This window comes from Streptomyces sp. NBC_01016 (genome assembly GCF_026341035.1).
Classification (GTDB): domain Bacteria; phylum Actinomycetota; class Actinomycetes; order Streptomycetales; family Streptomycetaceae; genus Streptomyces.
The window spans coordinates 3839448-3856457 of the sequence record NZ_JAPEOQ010000002.1; the positions used below are offsets into that span (position 1 = coordinate 3839448).

Genomic DNA, 17010 nt, shown 5'->3' on the forward strand with positions numbered 1-17010 from the left:
GGATGTAGGACGGGCGGTTGCACGGGGGTGCGGCCGCGGGGCTCTGCCCCGGACCCCGCTGCTCAATCGCCGCAGGGGCTGAATTTGCCGAACCGGCGCCGGGGCTCAATTTGCGAACCCGCTGCCGGGGATCGATTGGCGCGCCCGCCACAGTGGCTCAATGTGGCCCACCCGCCGCCGAAGGCGCGGGAGCACCAGGCCCCGCCCATCGGTCCCGTGTAAGCCCCATGTATATTCTTTCTATATGCATCTATCCCCGGAGTCCCTCGACGCCACCGAGGCCCAGCGCATCGAAGGCGCCGCCCGAGGGCTTCTGCGGGGGATCGCCCAGCTCGGTCAGTCCCTCTTCAGGGAGGGCGAGTTCGGGCTCACGCGGAGCCAGGTCGCTCTGCTCGACGCGCTGGAGGGCGGGCCGTGCCGGGTGACCGGGCTCGCCGCCCGTACCGGCATGGCGCAGCCGCGCGTCACCGTGCTCCTCCAGAAGCTGGGGGAGGCCGGGCTCGTCGAGCGGCGGCGCTGCGAGGACGACCGGCGCGCCGTCGAGACCTCGCTGACGCCGGCGGGACGCGCCCTGCTCGAAACGGGGCGGCAGCGGATGGCCGCCGCCCTGCTGACCGCACTCGAGGGCGGCGCCGTCGACGAACCGGAGCGCGCGGTGTCCACCGCGCGGGATGCCCTGAACACCCTGTTGAACGCCATGGAAGCGGAGGCCAGTTGACCACCCCGGGCACCCTGCCGGACCAGCACACAGCCGCGAGCGACGCCCCACCAGGGGCCGACCTCGCACCCCACCGCGTGGCAGGGCCCCGCAGATGGTGGGACTGGGTCCTCGCGGCCGACCCCGGACTCGGTCAGCTGCAGACCGGCTGGCGCACCCTCGTCGCCATGGTGACCGCGCTCACCGTCGGCTACGCGATGGCCGAGGCGCTCGGCATCCCCGACATGATCGGCATGATGGTCGCCGGGATGATGGGCCTGATGAGCGCCTTCGCGGTCGCCGAGAACACCTGGGACCGCCTCGCCCGCGCCATCCTGTGGATGCCGTTCCCGTACACCGCCGCGCTGTGGCTGTGCGCGACCATGAACGGCGAGCGCGTACCGCAGATGGTGCTGATGATCGCGGCCCTCGCCGTGACCTTCCTGCTCGCCAGGTTCGGTGCGATTCCGCTGGTCACCGGCATGATGCTGTTCAACGGCATGATGGTCGGCATGCTCGCGGGCATCCCCGTCGCGCTCGTCGGCAAGGCGTTCGCGGTCGCCCTGGTGTCCGCCGCCGCCGTCCTCGTGACGCGACTGGTGCTGTGCTACCCGATGCCCCGCGAGGACCTGCTGCGCACCCAGCGCGCCTTCGTGGTCGAGGCGCGGCGCGTCGCCGACGCCGCCGTGGACGCCGTCGACCCCGACGCCGACCAGGAGCGGGCCGTGCGCCGCATGGACCGTTCCCTGCGCCGCCTCAACATCACCACCGTGACGATCGACGGCCGCCTCGCCCAGCCCGAGGTCGCCGCCGACCCGGCCGCCGCCGAACTCCTGCACCGGCACCTCTTCGACGCCGAGCTCGCGCTGCGCGGCATCGGCCAGGCCGTCCAGGAGCTGACCCGGCTGCCCGTCCCCGAGCAGCTGCGCGAGGCTCTCGCCGTGGGCCTCGTGCTCGCCCGCGACACCCCGATACGCGAGGCCGAGGGCCTCCAGCCGGCCGCCGCCCACATCCAGGAGCGCGCCGAGGCGGTCCTGGCCGATCCCGCCGCCTCCGCCGAGGACGTGGAGGCCGCGGTGCTCGCGCGCCGCGTCGGCCACCTGCTCGACTCCCTCGCCCGCGCCCTGCACAACTGGCTCACGCTCGGCGCGAGCGCCGTCGCGGGCAAGGCCGAGGTGCCGTTCAAGCCGACCGTCGCCCTGGAGAACAACCGGCTGCCCGGCTCCGCGGGCCCCACGCGTCGTGTGCTCGCCGGGACCACCGAGTCCGGCTGGCGCCGCGCCATCCCGTACATCCGGGTCCCCGCGCACGCCGCCGTGGCCGCCGCGATCGTCGTCCCGATCTCCGACGCCATCGACCCCGGCCGCTTCTACTGGGGCCTGGTCGGCGTGATGATCACGCTGTTCGGCACCAACACCACCCATGAGCGGCTGCGGAAGTTCGGCCACCGCATGGTCGGCACCGTCATCGGCGCCGTCCTCGGCATCCTCCTCGTCCACCTCGTCGGCCGTGACCACGTCTACTGGACGCTCGCGATCATCGTCGCCGGACTCACCTTCGGCGCCTGGGGCATGGCCCGCGCGTACGCCTGCTGGGTCGTCGGCCTCGTCGTCGCCCTGTGCCAGCTGTACGCGATGACCACGCCCGAGAGCGGCATGGACCACCTGCTGGGCGAGCGGCTCCTGGACAACGGCATCGGCGTCCTCGTCGCCACCGCCTGCGCCGCGCTGATCTTCCCGCTGGCCCGCCGCACCGTCGTCCAGGAGGCCGAGCGCGGCTACGTCGACGTACTCGCCCAGGTCGTCGCGCAGGTCGAGCAGCGCTGGACGCAGCCCGACACCCCGGTGCGGCTGCGCGGCGCCGCCCGCGCCGTGGACGCCGCGCTGCTCCAGGTGCAGTCCGTCGCCAAGCCGCTCGTGCGCATGCCGGTCGGCGTCAGCGGCCCGGCGGCCGAGCACCGCGTCGCCCTGCTGACCTCGGCCACCGGCCACGCCCGCGCCCTGGCCTCGGCCGCCGACATAGACGTGGACCTGCCGCCGCGGCTCGTCGAGCGTGCCCGCCTCGTCACCGCCACGGTCACCGCGTCCCTCAAGGAACTCGACCGGTTCTTCGCGACCGGCGAGCCCGAGGGCACGTACCGCAGGGTCAGCCCGCTCCTTCGGGAGCTGCGCTCCGAGCTGGCCCCGGCCAGGTCCGGACAGCGCGCCCTGCGCCTGCACACCGCGCTGCGCGAACTCGACGCCCTGGACGAGACGTTGGCCGCGTACGCCGAGCAGTCGGGCCTGCCCGTCGCCACCGGTAACGGCACCGCACAGCGGCCCGCGTCGCCGATGCAGCGCCGCACCCGCGCGGTGATGGCGGCCTGGGGCGAACCGCGTCCGGTGCCGCAGCCGCAGCCGCAGCCGCAGCCCCGGCCGGTGCCCACGCCCAAGCCGGTCCCGGAGGCACAGGCTCCGCAGCAGCGTAGTGAAGCGGCCCCGGTGAGCCGGGCCCGCGTCACCGGCCGGGTGGAGTGCGCCGAGCACCCCGCGGGCTGCCCCGCCTGGATCACCGTGATCAGCGCCCGCGGCAAGCGGCTCGCCAAGGCCGCGGTGAACCAGGGGAGTTACACGGTGGAGGGGCTGCCCGCGGGCACCCACACCCTCGTGATCTCCGCGTCGCAGCACACACCGCGTGCCGAACTGGTCAGCGTGGAGGACACGTTGGGCGTCGTACAGCACGACATCCGACTGTCGCACTGACGGTCCGCTGCTGCATTCGAGGGAACCGGGGACGCGCGGTCGCGCGTGTCCCCGCTTCCCGCCCCGACGTCCGTTAGTCGTGGTCGTGTCCTGTCTGACAACGGCCAAGGAAGCGACTACCTGATGACGTCCCTGGAGAGCGCCGCGAGCGCCGAGGCACCGGATTCGGAGGCCGCCCACGCGCGGCAGCCCGGTGCCGTGGTGATCAAGTGGCTCACCACCACTGACCACAAGACGATCGGCTCGCTGTATCTGATCACGTCGTTCGTGTTCTTCTGCGTCGGTGGCATCATGGCGCTCTTCATGCGCGCCGAACTGGCCCGCCCCGGCCTGCAGATCCTGTCGAACGAACAGTTCAACCAGGCCTTCACGATGCACGGCCTGATCATGCTCCTGATGTTCGCGACGCCGCTGTTCTCCGGCTTCGCGAACTGGATCATGCCCCTGCAGATCGGTGCCCCCGACGTCGCGTTCCCGCGGTTGAACATGTTCGCCTACTGGCTGTACCTGTTCGGCTCGCTGATGGCGGCCGCGGCGCTGCTCACCCCGCAGGGCGCCCCCGACTTCGGCTGGTTCATGTACGCGCCGCTGTCGGACGCGATCCACACCACGAGCATCGGTGCCGACATGGGCATCATGGGGCTCGCCTTCTCGGGCTTCGGCACCATTCTCGGCTCGGTCAACTTCATCACCACCATCATCTGCATGCGGATGCCCGGCATGACGATGTTCCGCATGCCGATCTTCACGTGGAACGTGCTGCTGACCGGTGTGCTGGTCCTGCTGGCCTTCCCGGTGCTGGCCGCCGCGCTGTTCGCCCTGGAGGCGGACCGCAAGTTCGGTGCCCACGTGTTCGACGCGGCCAATGGTGGCGCGCTGCTGTGGCAGCACCTCTTCTGGTTCTTCGGCCACCCGGAGGTGTACATCATCGCCCTGCCGTTCTTCGGCATCGTCTCCGAAGTGATCCCGGTCTTCTCGCGTAAGCCGATCTTCGGCTACTCGGGCCTGGTCGGCGCCACGATCGCGATCGCCGGTCTCTCCGTGACGGTGTGGGCGCACCACATGTACGTCACCGGTGGTGTGTTGCTGCCGTTCTTCTCCTTCATGACGTTCCTGATCGCCGTGCCTACAGGTGTGAAGTTCTTCAACTGGATCGGAACGATGTGGAAGGGCTCGCTGTCCTTCGAGACACCGATGCTGTGGTCGGTCGGCTTCCTCGTGACCTTCCTGTTCGGCGGTTTGACCGGTGTCATCCTGGCCGCGCCGCCGCTGGACTTCCACATCTCGGACTCGTACTTCGTGGTGGCGCACTTCCACTACGTGGTCTTCGGCACTGTGGTCTTCGCGATGTTCGCGGGCTTCCATTTCTGGTGGCCGAAGATGACCGGCAAGATGCTCGACGAGCGCCTTGGCAAGATCACCTTCTGGACGCTGTTCGTCGGCTTCCACGGCACGTTCCTGGTGCAGCACTGGCTGGGCGTCGAGGGCATGCCGCGCCGGTACGCGGACTATCTGGCGTCGGACGGCTTCACCGCTCTGAACACGATCTCGTCGATCTCCGCGTTCCTGCTGGGCCTGTCGATGCTGCCGTTCTTCTACAACGTCTGGAAGACCGCCAAGTACGGCAAGAAGATCGAGGTCGACGACCCGTGGGGCTACGGCCGTTCGCTGGAGTGGGCGACGTCCTGCCCGCCGCCGCGGCACAACTTCACCACCCTGCCCCGCGTCCGCTCCGAGTCCCCGGCCTTCGATCTGCACCACCCCGGCGTCGCCGCCCTCGACCACGCCGAGAACCGGCACGAGGACGCGTCCGCATGAGCAGCACCGAGCACGACGTGAACGCGGGAATCCAGCAGATGGAGGGCTATCTGCTGTGGAACTCGAAGGTCACCGAGGCCCATGCGCAGGCCGAGGCGTTCACCGACCGGCTCGAATGGCTCACCGGAGCACAGCGCGAGGAGGTGCGGCGCGTCTTCGTCGAGGAGCGCCTCGTCTTCCACAGGGCCGCGCTCGGCCAGATCGTGGCGCGGGCCGCGGAGCTGCGCACCGAGTACGAGAGGCGGTACGAGCGCCTGAAGGCGCGCTGCGTCGGCCTCTGTGGCGGCGTCCTCGTCGGCCTGATGGGCCTGGCCTCGCTGGTCGCCCTCAAGTGACGTACGCGCGCGTGCTCTGTCGCCTCAAGTGACGTACGCGCGCATGATCTGTCGCTTTCAGGTGAGGTACGCGCACGTGCTCAGGTGAAGTACGCGGTCGGCGGCGTGCCCAGCGCTCGGCGGAACATCGCCGTGAACGCGCTGGGCGTCGCGTAGCCGACCGCGCCGGAGACCGTGGTGACGGGCACGCCCCTGGCGAGCAGCGTCACCGCGTGGATGAGCCTGGCCTGCTGGACCCAGCGGGCCAGGCTCATTCCCGTCGCGGCCGCGAACCGGCGCTGCAGACTGCGCGCGCTGAGATGCGCGTGCGCGGCCGCCTGCCCCGTCGTCCAGCGTTCGTCCGGCCGCTCCCGGATCGCCGCGCACAAAGCGTCGAGGTGCGGGTCGTTCGGCGTCGGCAGGTGCAGCGCGGGCACCGGGTGCGGGGCGAGCTCGTGCAGCAGCAGGTTCATCAGGACGCCGTCGCGGCCCTCGTGGTCGTACTCCACCGGGATCCGGGTCGCCTCGTCGATCAGCTCGCGCAGCAGCGGGGAGACCGAGACGACGGTGGGCGCGTCGGGCAGGCTCACGGCCGCGTCGGTGGCGATGTACAGGGTGCGCATGGCCACGGCCCCCGCGCAGGTCATCGCGTGGGTGAGACCGCCCGGGATCCAGGCGCCGCGGGTGGCGGGGACGACCCAGGTGCCGTGCCCGGTGGTGACCGTGATGGCGCCCGTGGTGCCGTAGATCAGCTGCGCGCGACGGTGGTGGTGCGGCGGGATGTGATGCCCGTCCGCCAGGTCACGGGCCATCGCGGCCAGGGGCCGCGGCACGTCCTGGTAGTCGTCCCGATTCTCGCTCTTGCCGTACATGGCGCACTCTCGACAGATATTGGCCCGACCACGAAAGTGTGCCATCCGTCTGCGCCCTAACGTCGCGGTATGTGAACGCCGCACCTCCCAGAACCCAAGCCCTGACGGTCCTCCTCGCGGTCACCTGCGCCGTGACCGCCGCGAACGTCTACCTCTGCCAGCCGATCCTCGGCTCGGTCGCCGCCTCCCTCGGCACGTCCCCCGACGCGCTGGGCGCGGTGCCGACCGCCACCCAGCTCGGCTACGCGCTCGGCATCCTGCTGGTCGTCCCGGCCGGCGACAGCCACGACAGGCGCCGGATCATCCTCGCCCTCGGCACGGCCTCCTCCGTCGCCCTCGCCGCCTGCGCCCTCGCACCCTCGGTGACCTTCCTTGCCGTGGCCAGCTTCGTCGTCGGGCTGTGCTCGCCGGTGCCGCAGCTGATCACCCCGCTCGCCGTCGCCCTGGCCGACGAAAGCGGGGGCGGGCCGGGCCGCGGGCGCACCGTCGGAGCGGTGCAGGGTGGCCTGCTCGTCGGAGTGCTCGCCTCGCGCGCGTACGCGGGCGCCCTCGCCGAGATCGCCGGATGGCGCACCGTGTACGTCGCGTCCTGCCTGCTCACGCTGGCGCTCATGGGCGTACTCGCCCGCCGGCTGCCCAGGTCGCAGGGGCGCGCCACCGCCTCGTACAAGACGGCACTGGCCTCGCTGCCCGGCCTCGCCCGGCAGCCGCTCGTGGCGCGGGTCGTGGTGTCCGGGGCGCTGGTCGGCATCGCGTTCGGCGCGTTCTGGACCACCCTGACGTTCCTGGTCACGGACACCTATGGGCTCGGGTCGACCGCCGCCGGGATGTTCGGCCTGGTCGCCGCCGTGAGCGCGCTCGCCTCGCCGTACGCGGGCCGGAGCGCGGAACGGCTCGGCAGACGCGGGGCGATCGCCCTGCTGACCGCGCTCGTGCTGGTCGGCTGGCTGGTCATGCTGCCGGCCGGGGGCGGCTCGCTCGTGGCCCTCGTCGTGGGCGTGATCGTGCTCGACGTCGGCGTGTGGGGCGGTCAGGCCGTCTGCCAGACCGTCCTGTTCACCCTCGACCCGGCCGTGCACAGCCGCCTCAACACCGTCTACTTCACGCTGCGCTTCCTGGGGATCGCACTCGGCTCGCTGGTCGGCACCGTGGCGTGGGGCGCGGGCGGCTGGCCGGGCGTCGTGGTCACCGGCATGGTCGCGGCCGCCGCCGGGCTCGTCGTCGGGGTGCTGCCGCTGCCGGCGCGGGCGAAGGCGCCGCAGGAGGTCAGCCCACCGAGAACGAGGGGCTGAGGCCGCGCTCGCCGCCGTCGCGGCTGACGAGCTCGATCGCGTAGCCGTTGCCGTCCGGCACGTTCGGCAGGACGGTGGACGTCTCACTGCGTGGCGCCGCGGTCAGCCGCGACGCGAGCTGCACGACGCGGTGGGCGTCGCCCCGGACGAGCCACATGTCCAGCTTCTGGCCGGTGGGGTTGTTCCAGGTGACGAACATGCTGGCGCCCGAGCTGTGCACGGAGCCCGCGGCGGGCTCCGTGACGGTCAGGGCCTGGGCCTGGGCCGGCTCGGCCATGGGCGCGAAGGCCAGGAGCGGGGCGGCGGCGAAAGAGAGGAATCCGGTGCGGCGCATGCGACGACCTCGTTCCGTCGTATCGAAGGGACAGATTGCGAACAGATGCGGATGGTGAACGTGAGTCGACTGAGAGTTACGGAAGCTGACAGAGGGTTCCTTCCCGCAATCGCGGCCGGACTCAAGCATTCGGCCGCAGGCCCCACCCCACGAGGGACGGTTCTGTCCCCGAACCGGTGGTGTCGGCGCGACGGATCGGGGCCCCCGGGTGCATCCTCGCGCACGCGCGCGAGGGCCCCCGAAGCGGCCGGGCGGCGCGTACTGGTGCACGCTGGATATGTGACACGGAACATGGAGACGAGGTGACGCGGCATGACCGAGCGCAGCGACTCGGCCATGGGCGACGAGGTGTATCAGCCCTCGGGCCCTGACGTGCGGGACGACGAGGGCATCCTCGAGATCGAGGACACCCTGAACGACCGTGGCGTCGATCCGTACGACGAGGGATGGTCGCCGCCCGAGCGCCCGCTGGCCGTCGAGCACAGCGGCAACACGGCGGCAGAGCGGCAGGCGGGCGAGACGCTCGACGAGCGCCTCGCGGAGGAGCGGCCCGACCCCGTCATCGACGCGTACGAGGCGCTGGAGTCCGGCGAGGAGGACGGTGACGACGTGGGCGATCTGCGCGACGGCGACGGCGAACCACTGGACTCAGAGGTGGGCACCGAGCGCGCCGGCCGCCTGATCGCACCGGACGAGGGCGCCCATGAGGACGCCGAGAAGGACATGCTGGCCCAGGACGCCGGCTACGGCGGGGGCGCGGCATCGGCGGAGGAGGCCGCCATGCACGTGGTCGACGACGAGACCTGAGATCCGTACGGGGCAGGGCCCCGGGTCAGTGACCGAGGGCCGTCGCCGTCAGCATCAGCGCGGCGGCGGCGAACGCCGTCACGAGTGCCAGGATGGGCGGGCCGAGGGCGACATCACCCGTCACCATCCGCCGCGCCGTGATGCCTATGCAGACCACGCCGATCCCACCAAGGATCATGGCCACGAAGATCAGCACTGTCGGCCCCTCCTCCTCACGACCCCCGCTTGTGTGTTCGGCTCACATCCTCGCCCGGCGAGCCGTGCGTCGCACGTGGGGGAGTGCCCGCCCCACACCGTCTAGCCTGGGACGTCTCGCCCGCACGCCCCAGGGGGACCGGCATGGACAGCACGACGTGGATCGTTCTCGGCACGCTCGCGGCACTCGCGATGCTGGTGGTTGTCGTGGTGCTCCTGGTCCGGGTGTTCAAAGCGCGCAAACTGCTTGTCGACGCCGGCATCCCGCTGCACAACAAGGCGCTGTTCTGGGCCGCGGTCGCCTACACGATCTCTCCGGTCGACCTGATGCCCGACCCGATCTACCTCGACGACATCGGCGTCCTGCTGCTCGCCCTGAAGATGCTGCACGCCGCCGCGCACCGCTCGGGCCTGCGCGGCGACGGGCCCGACCTGTCCGGACCGGTCTCCAACCAGGGCCGCACAAAGGAGAGTTGACCGCCGCAGCAGGGCTTCTCAGGCGGTGGCCCATGTGCTTCCATCTCTGGCATGCCACAGGCATGCCAGAGATGAGGGGCAGGTTCCATGCGATCGATGTTCCGTCAGCTCGTGTCCACGATCCGCCCGCAACTGCGGGCGGGACCCCTGATAGCCGTCCTCCTGATACCTCTCGGCGTGGCGTCGCCGGCGGCCGCCGCCTCCGTCGAATCCGGGCGCGCCGTGTCCCTCGCGCCCACCGGTACGGACGCCGGGGTGTGCGCCGACACCTCGCTGCGTCTCGCCTTCGACTCGACCGTCCACCTCGGCAAGGAGGGCCGGCTGACCGTGCACCGGGCGGACGGCAGCGCCGCGGACGTCATCGACCTCGCCGGCCCGGCGACCGACCAGCGGACCGTCGGCGACGCCCGGTCCGCGTACGGTGAACCGCACCGCTGGACGTACGAGCCCGTGGTCGTGGACGGGCGCGGGGCCACCGTCGTGCCGCACCACCCGCTCGAGCCGGGCCAGGAGTACTACGTCACCGTCGACGCGGGCTTCTTCGTCGGGTTCGCAGGCATCACCTCACCCGACGCCTGGCGCTTCAGGACCGCGCGCGGGCCCCACCCCGGTACGACGAAGCTCAGCGTCGACGCGCGTGGCGGCGGAGACTTCTGCACCGTGCAGGGCGCCGTCGACTTCGTGCCGCACGGCAACACCCGCAAGGTCACCCTCGATGTCGCGCCCGGCACGTACCGGGAGATCGTGTATGTCGGCGAGGACCGGCGGCACCTGCGCGTGCGCGGCGCGGGAGCGGGCCGCACCGTCATCGGCTACCCCAACAACAACCTGCTCAACGGGGACAGCGCGATGGGCGACGTGCCGCCCGAGCAGAGCTACTGCCCGCGCCGCGTGCTGCCGGAGCCCGACCGGTTCAACTGCTGGCGCGCCGCGTTCGGCGTCGACGCCGACGACTTCCGCCTCAGCGACGCCACCGTGCACAACATGACGCCCGAGGGCGGCTCGCAGGCCGAGGCGTTCCGCGGCAACGGCGACCGGATCGTCCTCGACCACGTCCGTGTCGTCAGCTTCCAGGACAGCCTGCGACTGCAGGGCCGCGCGTTCGTCACCGACAGCTATGTCGAGGGCGACGTGGACTTCGTATGGGGCACCGGCGGCGTCTTCGTCCAGAACTCCGAGCTGAAGGCGCTCGACATCGGGTACATCAGCCAGATCCGCAACGCCGCCGATGGTCCGGGCAACGTCTTCGTCAACACCCGCCTCACGCGGGCGGATTCGGTGGCCGACGGCAGTGTGCTGCTGAGCCGGATCGACAGCCGCTTCCCGGCCAGCCAGGCCGTCTTCATCGACACGGCCATGGACCGGCACATCGCGCCCGTCGGCTGGGGGCTGACCGGCTTCGACTGCGGCAGTGCGCAGGGGCTCAGGTTCTGGGAGTACGGCAGCAAGGACCTCACCGGGGCGCCCGTCGACACCAGTGCGCGCCTCGCCTGCTCACGGCAGCTCACCGCCGCCGAGGCCCGCGAGTGGCGCGACCCGGCCCGACTCCTCGACGGCTGGGACCCGCGCACCGACTCCACACGTACTGACGGGAAGTGAGGCAGCGTCATGACAGAGACCACGCGAAGAGGTCTGCTCGCGGCGGTGGGTGCCACGGGTGCCGGTGTGCTGGTCGGGGCCGCGGCCCCCGCCGTGTCCGCCCAGGAGACGGCCGCGGCGGGGGTGGCGCGGTCACGGCCGGTGGCCCCGGTCGACCGGGAGATCGCGCGGGCCCACAGCATCGACTACAAGGCGCTGCCCGAGCAGGTCGTGGGCGTCGATGTGGAAGAGCTGATGACCGTGCACGGCGAGGACGACGTCGCGCCGCTTCGGCAGCGTCTGGTCGCCGAGGTGTGGAAGTCCGCGGACGGGAAACTGCCCGACGCGCTGCCGAAGGTCCAACAGGGCGTCGCCGCGCCGGAGTTGCCCGCCTTCACGGGGTTGCGTCGTATCGATCGGCTCACCGCGGAGCTGCCCTACGGGCTGCTCACCCACATGTATCTGCTGCTGCCGCGCAGGGCCGCCGCGCACGGCCGGTTCGCCCTCTATCACAACGGACACGGCGAGCCGCTCGACACGATGCAGCGCACCGCCCAGGCGCTCATCGACGCCGGATACGGCGTGCTGCTGTGCGCCATGCCGCTGTACCACTGGAACCCGAAGGAGATGCGCAGCGCCACCGACCCCGACACCGTCGTCACCGTAGGGAACCACAACGAGTTCGAGCCGTGGGAGACGCCCGAGTTCTCCACCCTGCGGCTGTTCCTCGAACCGCTCGCCCTGGGTGTCAACCACCTGCGCCGCACCTACGACCCGCCGTCCCTGCAGATGATCGGGCTCTCCGGCGGCGGCTGGGCGACCACCGTGTACCCGGCGCTCGACCCCCGCGTCACCCGTAGTTACCCGACCGCCGGATCCCTGCCGTTCTTCCTGCGCTCCGCCCCGCCCAAGCCGAGCCCCACCACCGGCGACTGGGAGCAGCGGCTCGACCGGCACCCGGCGTTCTACGGCATCTGCGACTGGCCGGACCTGTACGCGCTCGCCGCGGTCGGCCGGAACCGGCGGCAGCTGCAGATCCTCAACCGGTTCGACGCCTGCTGCTTCAACGGCGTCGGCCACCGCAGCTACGAGCCCGTCGTCCGCCAGCGCGTCCAGGTCATCGGCAACGGGCACTGGGAACTGCTCGAGGACGCCACGCACGAGGAGCACACCATCAGCCCCTACGCGCTCGACGTGATCCGGTGGGACCTCGACACCAACTGCGCCGGACAGCCGTGACAGCCTCGGGGCCGGGACCACGTGTTCCGGTCCCGCCGCCTGTCACGGCACGGGGTGCTCACGCCGATACCGTGACGCCTCACCCGCCGCATGCGCCGCGAACAGGTCCGCCGTCGCCGCCGGCTCGCCGTCCCGCAGCGCCTCCAGCAACTCGACGTGCAGTTCGGCCATCGCCCGCCAGTCGCCGCCGTAGCGCGGGTTGCTGACCACGTGCAGGCCCCACATGTTCGGCTCGATGATGCGCCACAGGCGCAGCAGGATGCCGTTCCCGCACGCGGCGCAGACCGTGCGGTGGAAGGCCATGTCGGCGTCCCGGAAGTCCCCGATGCTGCCGTCGTCGGCGGCGCACCGCATCGCCTCCACGCTCTGCTCCAGCCGGTGCGCGAACTCCTGGGTGAGCCGCCCCGCGGTGCGCCGTGCCGCGTACATCTCCAGGAGCACCCGGATCTCGCGCACGTCGCGGGCCTGCTCGTCGGAGACCTCGGTGACATAAGTCCCGCGGTGTGGCTGGGAGTTGACCAGGCCCTCGTGCGCCAGGCGCTTGACCGCCTCACGGGCGGGGGCCTGGCTGGTGCCCACTCTGCGGGCGATGTCGGACTCCACGATCCGCTGCCCCGGCGCGAGTTCACCGCTCACGATGAGGTCGCGCAGCAACGCGTAGACATGGTCCGAGAGCAGCCGTCGGGGGAGCGTCGTTTGGCGGGGCGCCACGGGGGCGACCGGAGCCGGGACGGCCGCGGATCCGGAACCCTCGGCGCGCGCCGAGGCCGTTCCCGTCGCGGGTGCGCCATCCTTCGCCGGCGCCACAAGGAGTTCGGCGTCGGCCCGCCCCTCCTGGCCCGGAATGCGCGAACGCAACGCTGACTGTTCCTGCCAGATCCGCGCCACCGTCGACTGCGAGAGCCCCAGTTGCTCCGCCAGGACACGGGTCGAGGGAACCGGTTCGCCGCGCGCCTCCCGCTCGATCGCCGCGCCCACCAGACGTTCCGCGTCGGCCCGCACCGAGCTGCGCGGACGGCCCGAACGCGGCGCGTCCGCCAGGCCGTCGAGCCCCCGCTCCGCATACCGCCGCGCCCACTTGGTGACTGTCACCGCGCTCACCCCGAGATCCTGGGCGACCTCCTGCACGGAGAGGCCGTCGGCGCGTGCGAGGACGATGCGACTGCGCAGCCGCAACGTTCTCGACGGGTCCCGGGTCCACGTGCTGAGCACGGTGCGATCCGTCTCGCTCGGGGGCGTGAACTCCTGCTGCTCCCTCATGCGCTGCTCTCCTCGCAGAACGCGGACTTCTGACTCGTTCGGGCGTCGGCGCCCCGTGAGGCATCGTCAACTTTTGGGTGTGCGCACCGTCTTGACGCTGTTTCGCAAGGCACTTATGAAGTAATCGTTGCTCGATTATTGACCCAATAAACCATGCTGGTCCAGTGCGCTCCGGCGCCCCGAGCCGACCTGGAGAACCCATGCGGAACCGGCGAACGGCAACAAGTGCAAGAACCGGCACCCTGGCCCGGACGGGCCTGGCGGCGGCGCTGCTCCTGACGGTGGGCGCCTGCGGCGGCGGTGGCTTCTCGGGCGGCGGTGACGACGGCAAGGGCGGGGAGGGTGACGGCGACCGCACCGTCCGCGTCCTGGTCAACATCACCCCGAACCTGACCAAGAAGTTCTGGAACGACCTCGTCGCACCGTTCGAGAAGGCCCATCCCGGCGTCGACGTCAAGATCGAGGCGCCGACCGGCAAGGGTGTCGCGGACACCCTGCAGCAACAACTCGCCGCGGGAGACGCCCCGGACGTGGTGGAGACGCTGCTTCCGGACAAGACCCTCGCTCCCCAGATGCTCGACCTCACCGACGAGGCGTGGACCAAGAACACCCCGCTGGTGAAGGAGGCGTCCCTCGACGGCCGGGTCCACGCCGTCGGCGTCGGTGAACAGGCCCAGTCGCTCGTCTTCTACAACAAGGACGCCTTCACCAAGGCCGGAATCCGTGAACTCCCCGAGAATCTCGACGAGTTCACGGCCGCCATGGGCAGGCTGAAGAAGGCCGGGTACCTGCCGCTGCAGACCTCCGGCGACTTCGCCACCGGCCTCCAGCTGCTCCAGTTCACCGACCCGGCGCTCGCCGGGCGCCACCCCGACTGGTACGGGAAGGTCAACTCCGGCGATCTGACGGTCGGTTCGTCGATGCGCCCGTACCTGAACCTCTACAAGTCGTGGATCGACCGCGGCTACATCGACAAGAACGCCCTGGGCGTCAAGTACGCGGACGGCGAGACCAACTTCCTCACCGGCAAGTCCGCCATGTACGTGATGGGCAGCTGGTTCACCGCCGCCGAGGCCGCCGCGAAGAAGGACTTCGAGGTCGGTGTGTTCGCCGCGCCCGTCGAGAAGGGCCAGAGCTACCCGGGCCCGCAAGGCGCCACCCTCGCCGCCCCGTACATGATCCTCAAGAACACCGGGAGCAAGGAACTCGCCCGCGACCTCGTCGAGTTCCTCGTCACCGACAAGAAGGCGGTCACCGCCCAGCTGAAGCAGGACGGCAACTTCCGCTCCGGCGCCGAGCGGGCGCTGAGCCCGCTCGAACAGGACGTGCAGAACATCCTCGACGACGCGCCCGACAAGGTCGCGCAGGGCGAGGGATACGGCGACGACACCCTGCCCAAGGGCTTCAACACCGCCTGGAACACCGAGGTGCAGGGCCTGTACGCCGGCCGCTCGCCCGAGGACGTGGCCAAGGCCGTCGACCGCTGGGTCAAGGACCACTCCTGACCCCGGACACCCGGCCCGACCACCGTCACCGAAGGGATGCCATGCACACCGTCACCGAAGCCGGCCGGCCTCCGCGCCGCGGGCGGCGCACCGCCCGCGACCGCCGGGCGGGCCTGGCCACCGCCGTCATGGTGCTGCCCGCGACCGTGCTGTACACGGCGCTGCTCGCGGTCCCGGTGGGCCTGGCCGCCTACCTCAGCCTTACCGACTGGGACGGCTTCAGCGCGAGCCCCGCGTTCGTCGGCGGCGCCAACTACGCGGCGCTCGCGGACGATCCGGACCTGGGCCGGGCCGCCTGGGTCACCCTGCTCCTGGGCGGACTCGGCACCGTCGGCCTGAACGTCCTCGGCCTCGGCTTCGCACTCCTGCTGAACGGGAAGTCGCGCGTCAACACCTTCTTCCGCATGGTGCTGTTCTACCCGCACGTGCTGTCCGCCCTGGTCGTCGGCTTCCTCTGGAGCGCGATCCTCGGCACGACCGGCGCCGTCAACGGCCTGATCACCTCGCGCGGCGGCGACGTACTGCCGTTCCTCGCCGACCCGCAGTGGGCGCTCGCCGTCCTCGTGTGCGTCGTCGTATGGGCGGCGTTCGGCGTGAACGTGGTGCTGTACCTGGCCGGGCTGCAGGCCGTGCCGCGGTCGCTGACCGAGGCCGCCCGCATCGACGGGGCGAGCAGGTGGCAGATCCTGCGCCATGTCACGCTCCCGGCGCTCGGCCCGTCGATCACGATCAACATCGTGCTGTCCCTGGTGACCCTCCTGAAGACGTACGACCTGGTGGTCTCGCTCACCGGCGGCGGCCCGGCAGGGCAGACGCAGACACTCGCCTACCTCATCCTCTGGAACTCCTTCCACGACGGCCGCCTCGGCCTCGGCTCCGCCCAGTCCGTGGTGCTCATGGTGGTGACGGCCGCACTCGCCCTGGCCGTGGCCCAGCTGCGCCGCCGCGGGGAAAGCGCGGTGTACTCATGAGCCTCGACAGCCTCCCCAAGCGGCCCGCGACTGCCCCGCCGAAGCCGCCCGCCCCCGCGAAGGCGGACACGCCCCGTCGGCGAGGCCCCGGCCGCACCGCACGCCTGACGTTCCTGACGGTCGTCGCGCTGTTCATGCTCGTGCCGCTCTACGTCCTCGTCGTCAACGCCTTCAAGGCGCAGCCGCAGATCCTCTCCGACCCCTTCGGCCTCCCGACCGACGGCACCCTGAAGCCCCTCCAAAAGGCCCTGCGCGGCGAGGAGTTCGACCTCGTCAAGGGCTACGCCGTCACCATCCTCTTCGTCGTCTGCGTCAACGTCCTGTCCATCGCGCTCGCCGGGCCGGTCGCCTACGTCATCGCCCGCAGCGCGCGCCGCCGCTACCGCGCCCTGATGCTGTTCTTCCTCGCCGGCACCTTCATCCCGAGCCAGGTCCTCGTCATCCCGGTCGTCTACGTCCTCAAGACGCTCGGCCTGATGGGCACGGTGCGCGGCTTCGTCCTCTTCGAGACCGTGCTCACCCTGCCGTTCTCCGTCTTCCTCTACGCCGGGTACATCACGACGATCCCGCGCGAGGTCGACGAGGCGGCGGCCCTCGACGGCTGCGGCCCGATCCGCACGTTCTGGCGGGTCGTCTTCCCGCTGATGCGGCCCGTCGTCGCCACCATGGTCATTCTCAACACCTTCTCGGTGTGGAACGACTTCGTGAACCCGCAGATCATCCTCGGCCCCGGCAGCGGCCTCTACACGGTGACGACCGGCGTGTACGCGGCCGTCAGCCAGTACCAGACCGACTACACGGTCGTCTTCCCCACGCTGCTGCTCGCCGTGGCCCCACTGATCGTCTTCTTCGTCTTCATGCAACGCCACATCATCAGCGGCCTGACGGCCGGCGCGACGAGAGGCTGACC

At 71.0% G+C, this 17010-nt stretch carries 16 protein-coding genes; 12 read left to right on the forward strand and 4 right to left on the reverse strand.

All coding sequences use genetic code 11. The features are described from left to right. Nucleotides 1-244: 244 nt before the first annotated feature. The 4 genes from OG746_RS44230 (at nucleotide 245) to OG746_RS44245 (ending at nucleotide 5591) form a co-directional block, all read left to right on the forward strand. The gene (locus OG746_RS44230; RefSeq protein ID WP_266725101.1) at nucleotides 245-718 is read left to right on the forward strand and encodes a MarR family winged helix-turn-helix transcriptional regulator; all 474 of its coding nucleotides are present in this window, start codon (nucleotides 245-247) and stop codon (nucleotides 716-718) included. Further along, a complete protein-coding gene (locus OG746_RS44235; protein WP_266725103.1) occupies nucleotides 715-3438 on the forward strand; it encodes an FUSC family protein in 2724 nt (907 codons plus the stop codon). Before OG746_RS44230 ends, OG746_RS44235 begins: the two co-directional genes overlap by 4 nt. Before the next feature lie 123 nt (nucleotides 3439-3561). After that, nucleotides 3562-5256 carry an aa3-type cytochrome oxidase subunit I gene (ctaD, locus tag OG746_RS44240; protein WP_266725105.1) on the forward strand — a complete coding sequence of 565 codons (1695 nt, stop codon included), beginning with the start codon at nucleotides 3562-3564 and terminating at the stop codon, nucleotides 5254-5256. Beyond that, nucleotides 5253-5591, forward strand: a complete 339-nt coding sequence (locus OG746_RS44245; protein ID WP_266725107.1) for a hypothetical protein — start codon at nucleotides 5253-5255, stop codon at nucleotides 5589-5591. Before ctaD ends, OG746_RS44245 begins: the two co-directional genes overlap by 4 nt. Nucleotides 5592-5671: 80 nt before the next feature. Here OG746_RS44245 and OG746_RS44250 read toward each other — a convergent pair whose 3' ends face one another. Further along, entirely contained in the window at nucleotides 5672-6442 is a 771-nt protein-coding gene (locus OG746_RS44250) for an AraC family transcriptional regulator (protein WP_266725109.1), read from the reverse strand. Nucleotides 6443-6513: 71 nt separating this feature from the next. Here OG746_RS44250 and OG746_RS44255 point away from each other — a divergent pair, with 71 nt between their 5' ends. Further along, nucleotides 6514-7734 carry an MFS transporter gene (locus OG746_RS44255; RefSeq protein WP_266725110.1) on the forward strand — a complete coding sequence of 407 codons (1221 nt, stop codon included), beginning with the start codon at nucleotides 6514-6516 and terminating at the stop codon, nucleotides 7732-7734. On the opposite strand, the gene OG746_RS44260 is transcribed toward OG746_RS44255, so the two are convergent. Beyond that, nucleotides 7709-8068: a Ser-Thr-rich GPI-anchored membrane family protein gene (locus tag OG746_RS44260; protein ID WP_266725112.1), complete on the reverse strand. Its 360-nt coding sequence runs from the start codon at nucleotides 8066-8068 to the stop codon at nucleotides 7709-7711. The two genes, OG746_RS44255 and OG746_RS44260, sit on opposite strands and share 26 nt — an antisense overlap. A gap of 312 nt (nucleotides 8069-8380) precedes the next feature. Here OG746_RS44260 and OG746_RS44265 point away from each other — a divergent pair, with 312 nt between their 5' ends. Next, nucleotides 8381-8875 (forward strand): DUF5709 domain-containing protein, encoded by a 495-nt coding sequence (locus OG746_RS44265; protein WP_266725113.1) that lies wholly within the window; start codon nucleotides 8381-8383, stop codon nucleotides 8873-8875. A gap of 25 nt (nucleotides 8876-8900) precedes the next feature. Here OG746_RS44265 and OG746_RS44270 read toward each other — a convergent pair whose 3' ends face one another. Further along, entirely contained in the window at nucleotides 8901-9071 is a 171-nt protein-coding gene (locus OG746_RS44270) for a hypothetical protein (RefSeq protein WP_266725115.1), read from the reverse strand. Nucleotides 9072-9214: 143 nt separating this feature from the next. Between OG746_RS44270 and OG746_RS44275 the strand changes: the two genes are divergently transcribed. The 3 genes from OG746_RS44275 (at nucleotide 9215) to OG746_RS44285 (ending at nucleotide 12364) form a co-directional block, all read left to right on the forward strand. Continuing rightward, entirely contained in the window at nucleotides 9215-9547 is a 333-nt protein-coding gene (locus OG746_RS44275) for a YkvA family protein (RefSeq protein ID WP_266725117.1), read from the forward strand. Nucleotides 9548-9634: 87 nt separating this feature from the next. After that, nucleotides 9635-11146 (forward strand): pectinesterase family protein, encoded by a 1512-nt coding sequence (locus tag OG746_RS44280; protein WP_266725119.1) that lies wholly within the window; start codon nucleotides 9635-9637, stop codon nucleotides 11144-11146. A gap of 9 nt (nucleotides 11147-11155) precedes the next feature. Further along, nucleotides 11156-12364 (forward strand): hypothetical protein, encoded by a 1209-nt coding sequence (locus tag OG746_RS44285; protein ID WP_266725121.1) that lies wholly within the window; start codon nucleotides 11156-11158, stop codon nucleotides 12362-12364. Nucleotides 12365-12406: 42 nt separating this feature from the next. Here the strand turns inward: OG746_RS44285 and OG746_RS44290 are convergent, their stop codons facing one another. Next, on the reverse strand, nucleotides 12407-13624 hold the full coding sequence (locus OG746_RS44290; protein WP_266725122.1) for an FCD domain-containing protein: 1218 nt from the start codon (nucleotides 13622-13624) through the stop codon (nucleotides 12407-12409). A 200-nt stretch (nucleotides 13625-13824) separates the two neighbouring features. On the opposite strand from OG746_RS44290, the gene OG746_RS44295 reads away from it, so the two are divergent. From OG746_RS44295 to OG746_RS44305, 3 genes are read left to right on the forward strand one after another with little or no spacing between them, the layout of a single operon-like run. Next, entirely contained in the window at nucleotides 13825-15129 is a 1305-nt protein-coding gene (locus tag OG746_RS44295; protein WP_266725124.1) for an ABC transporter substrate-binding protein, read from the forward strand. Nucleotides 15130-15170: 41 nt separating this feature from the next. Next, nucleotides 15171-16100 (forward strand): carbohydrate ABC transporter permease, encoded by a 930-nt coding sequence (locus OG746_RS44300; RefSeq protein ID WP_266725126.1) that lies wholly within the window; start codon nucleotides 15171-15173, stop codon nucleotides 16098-16100. Then, entirely contained in the window at nucleotides 16097-17008 is a 912-nt protein-coding gene (locus OG746_RS44305) for a carbohydrate ABC transporter permease (protein ID WP_266725128.1), read from the forward strand. The genes OG746_RS44300 and OG746_RS44305 overlap by 4 nt, the downstream gene beginning before the upstream one ends. The last annotated feature ends 2 nt before the right edge of the window (nucleotides 17009-17010 follow it).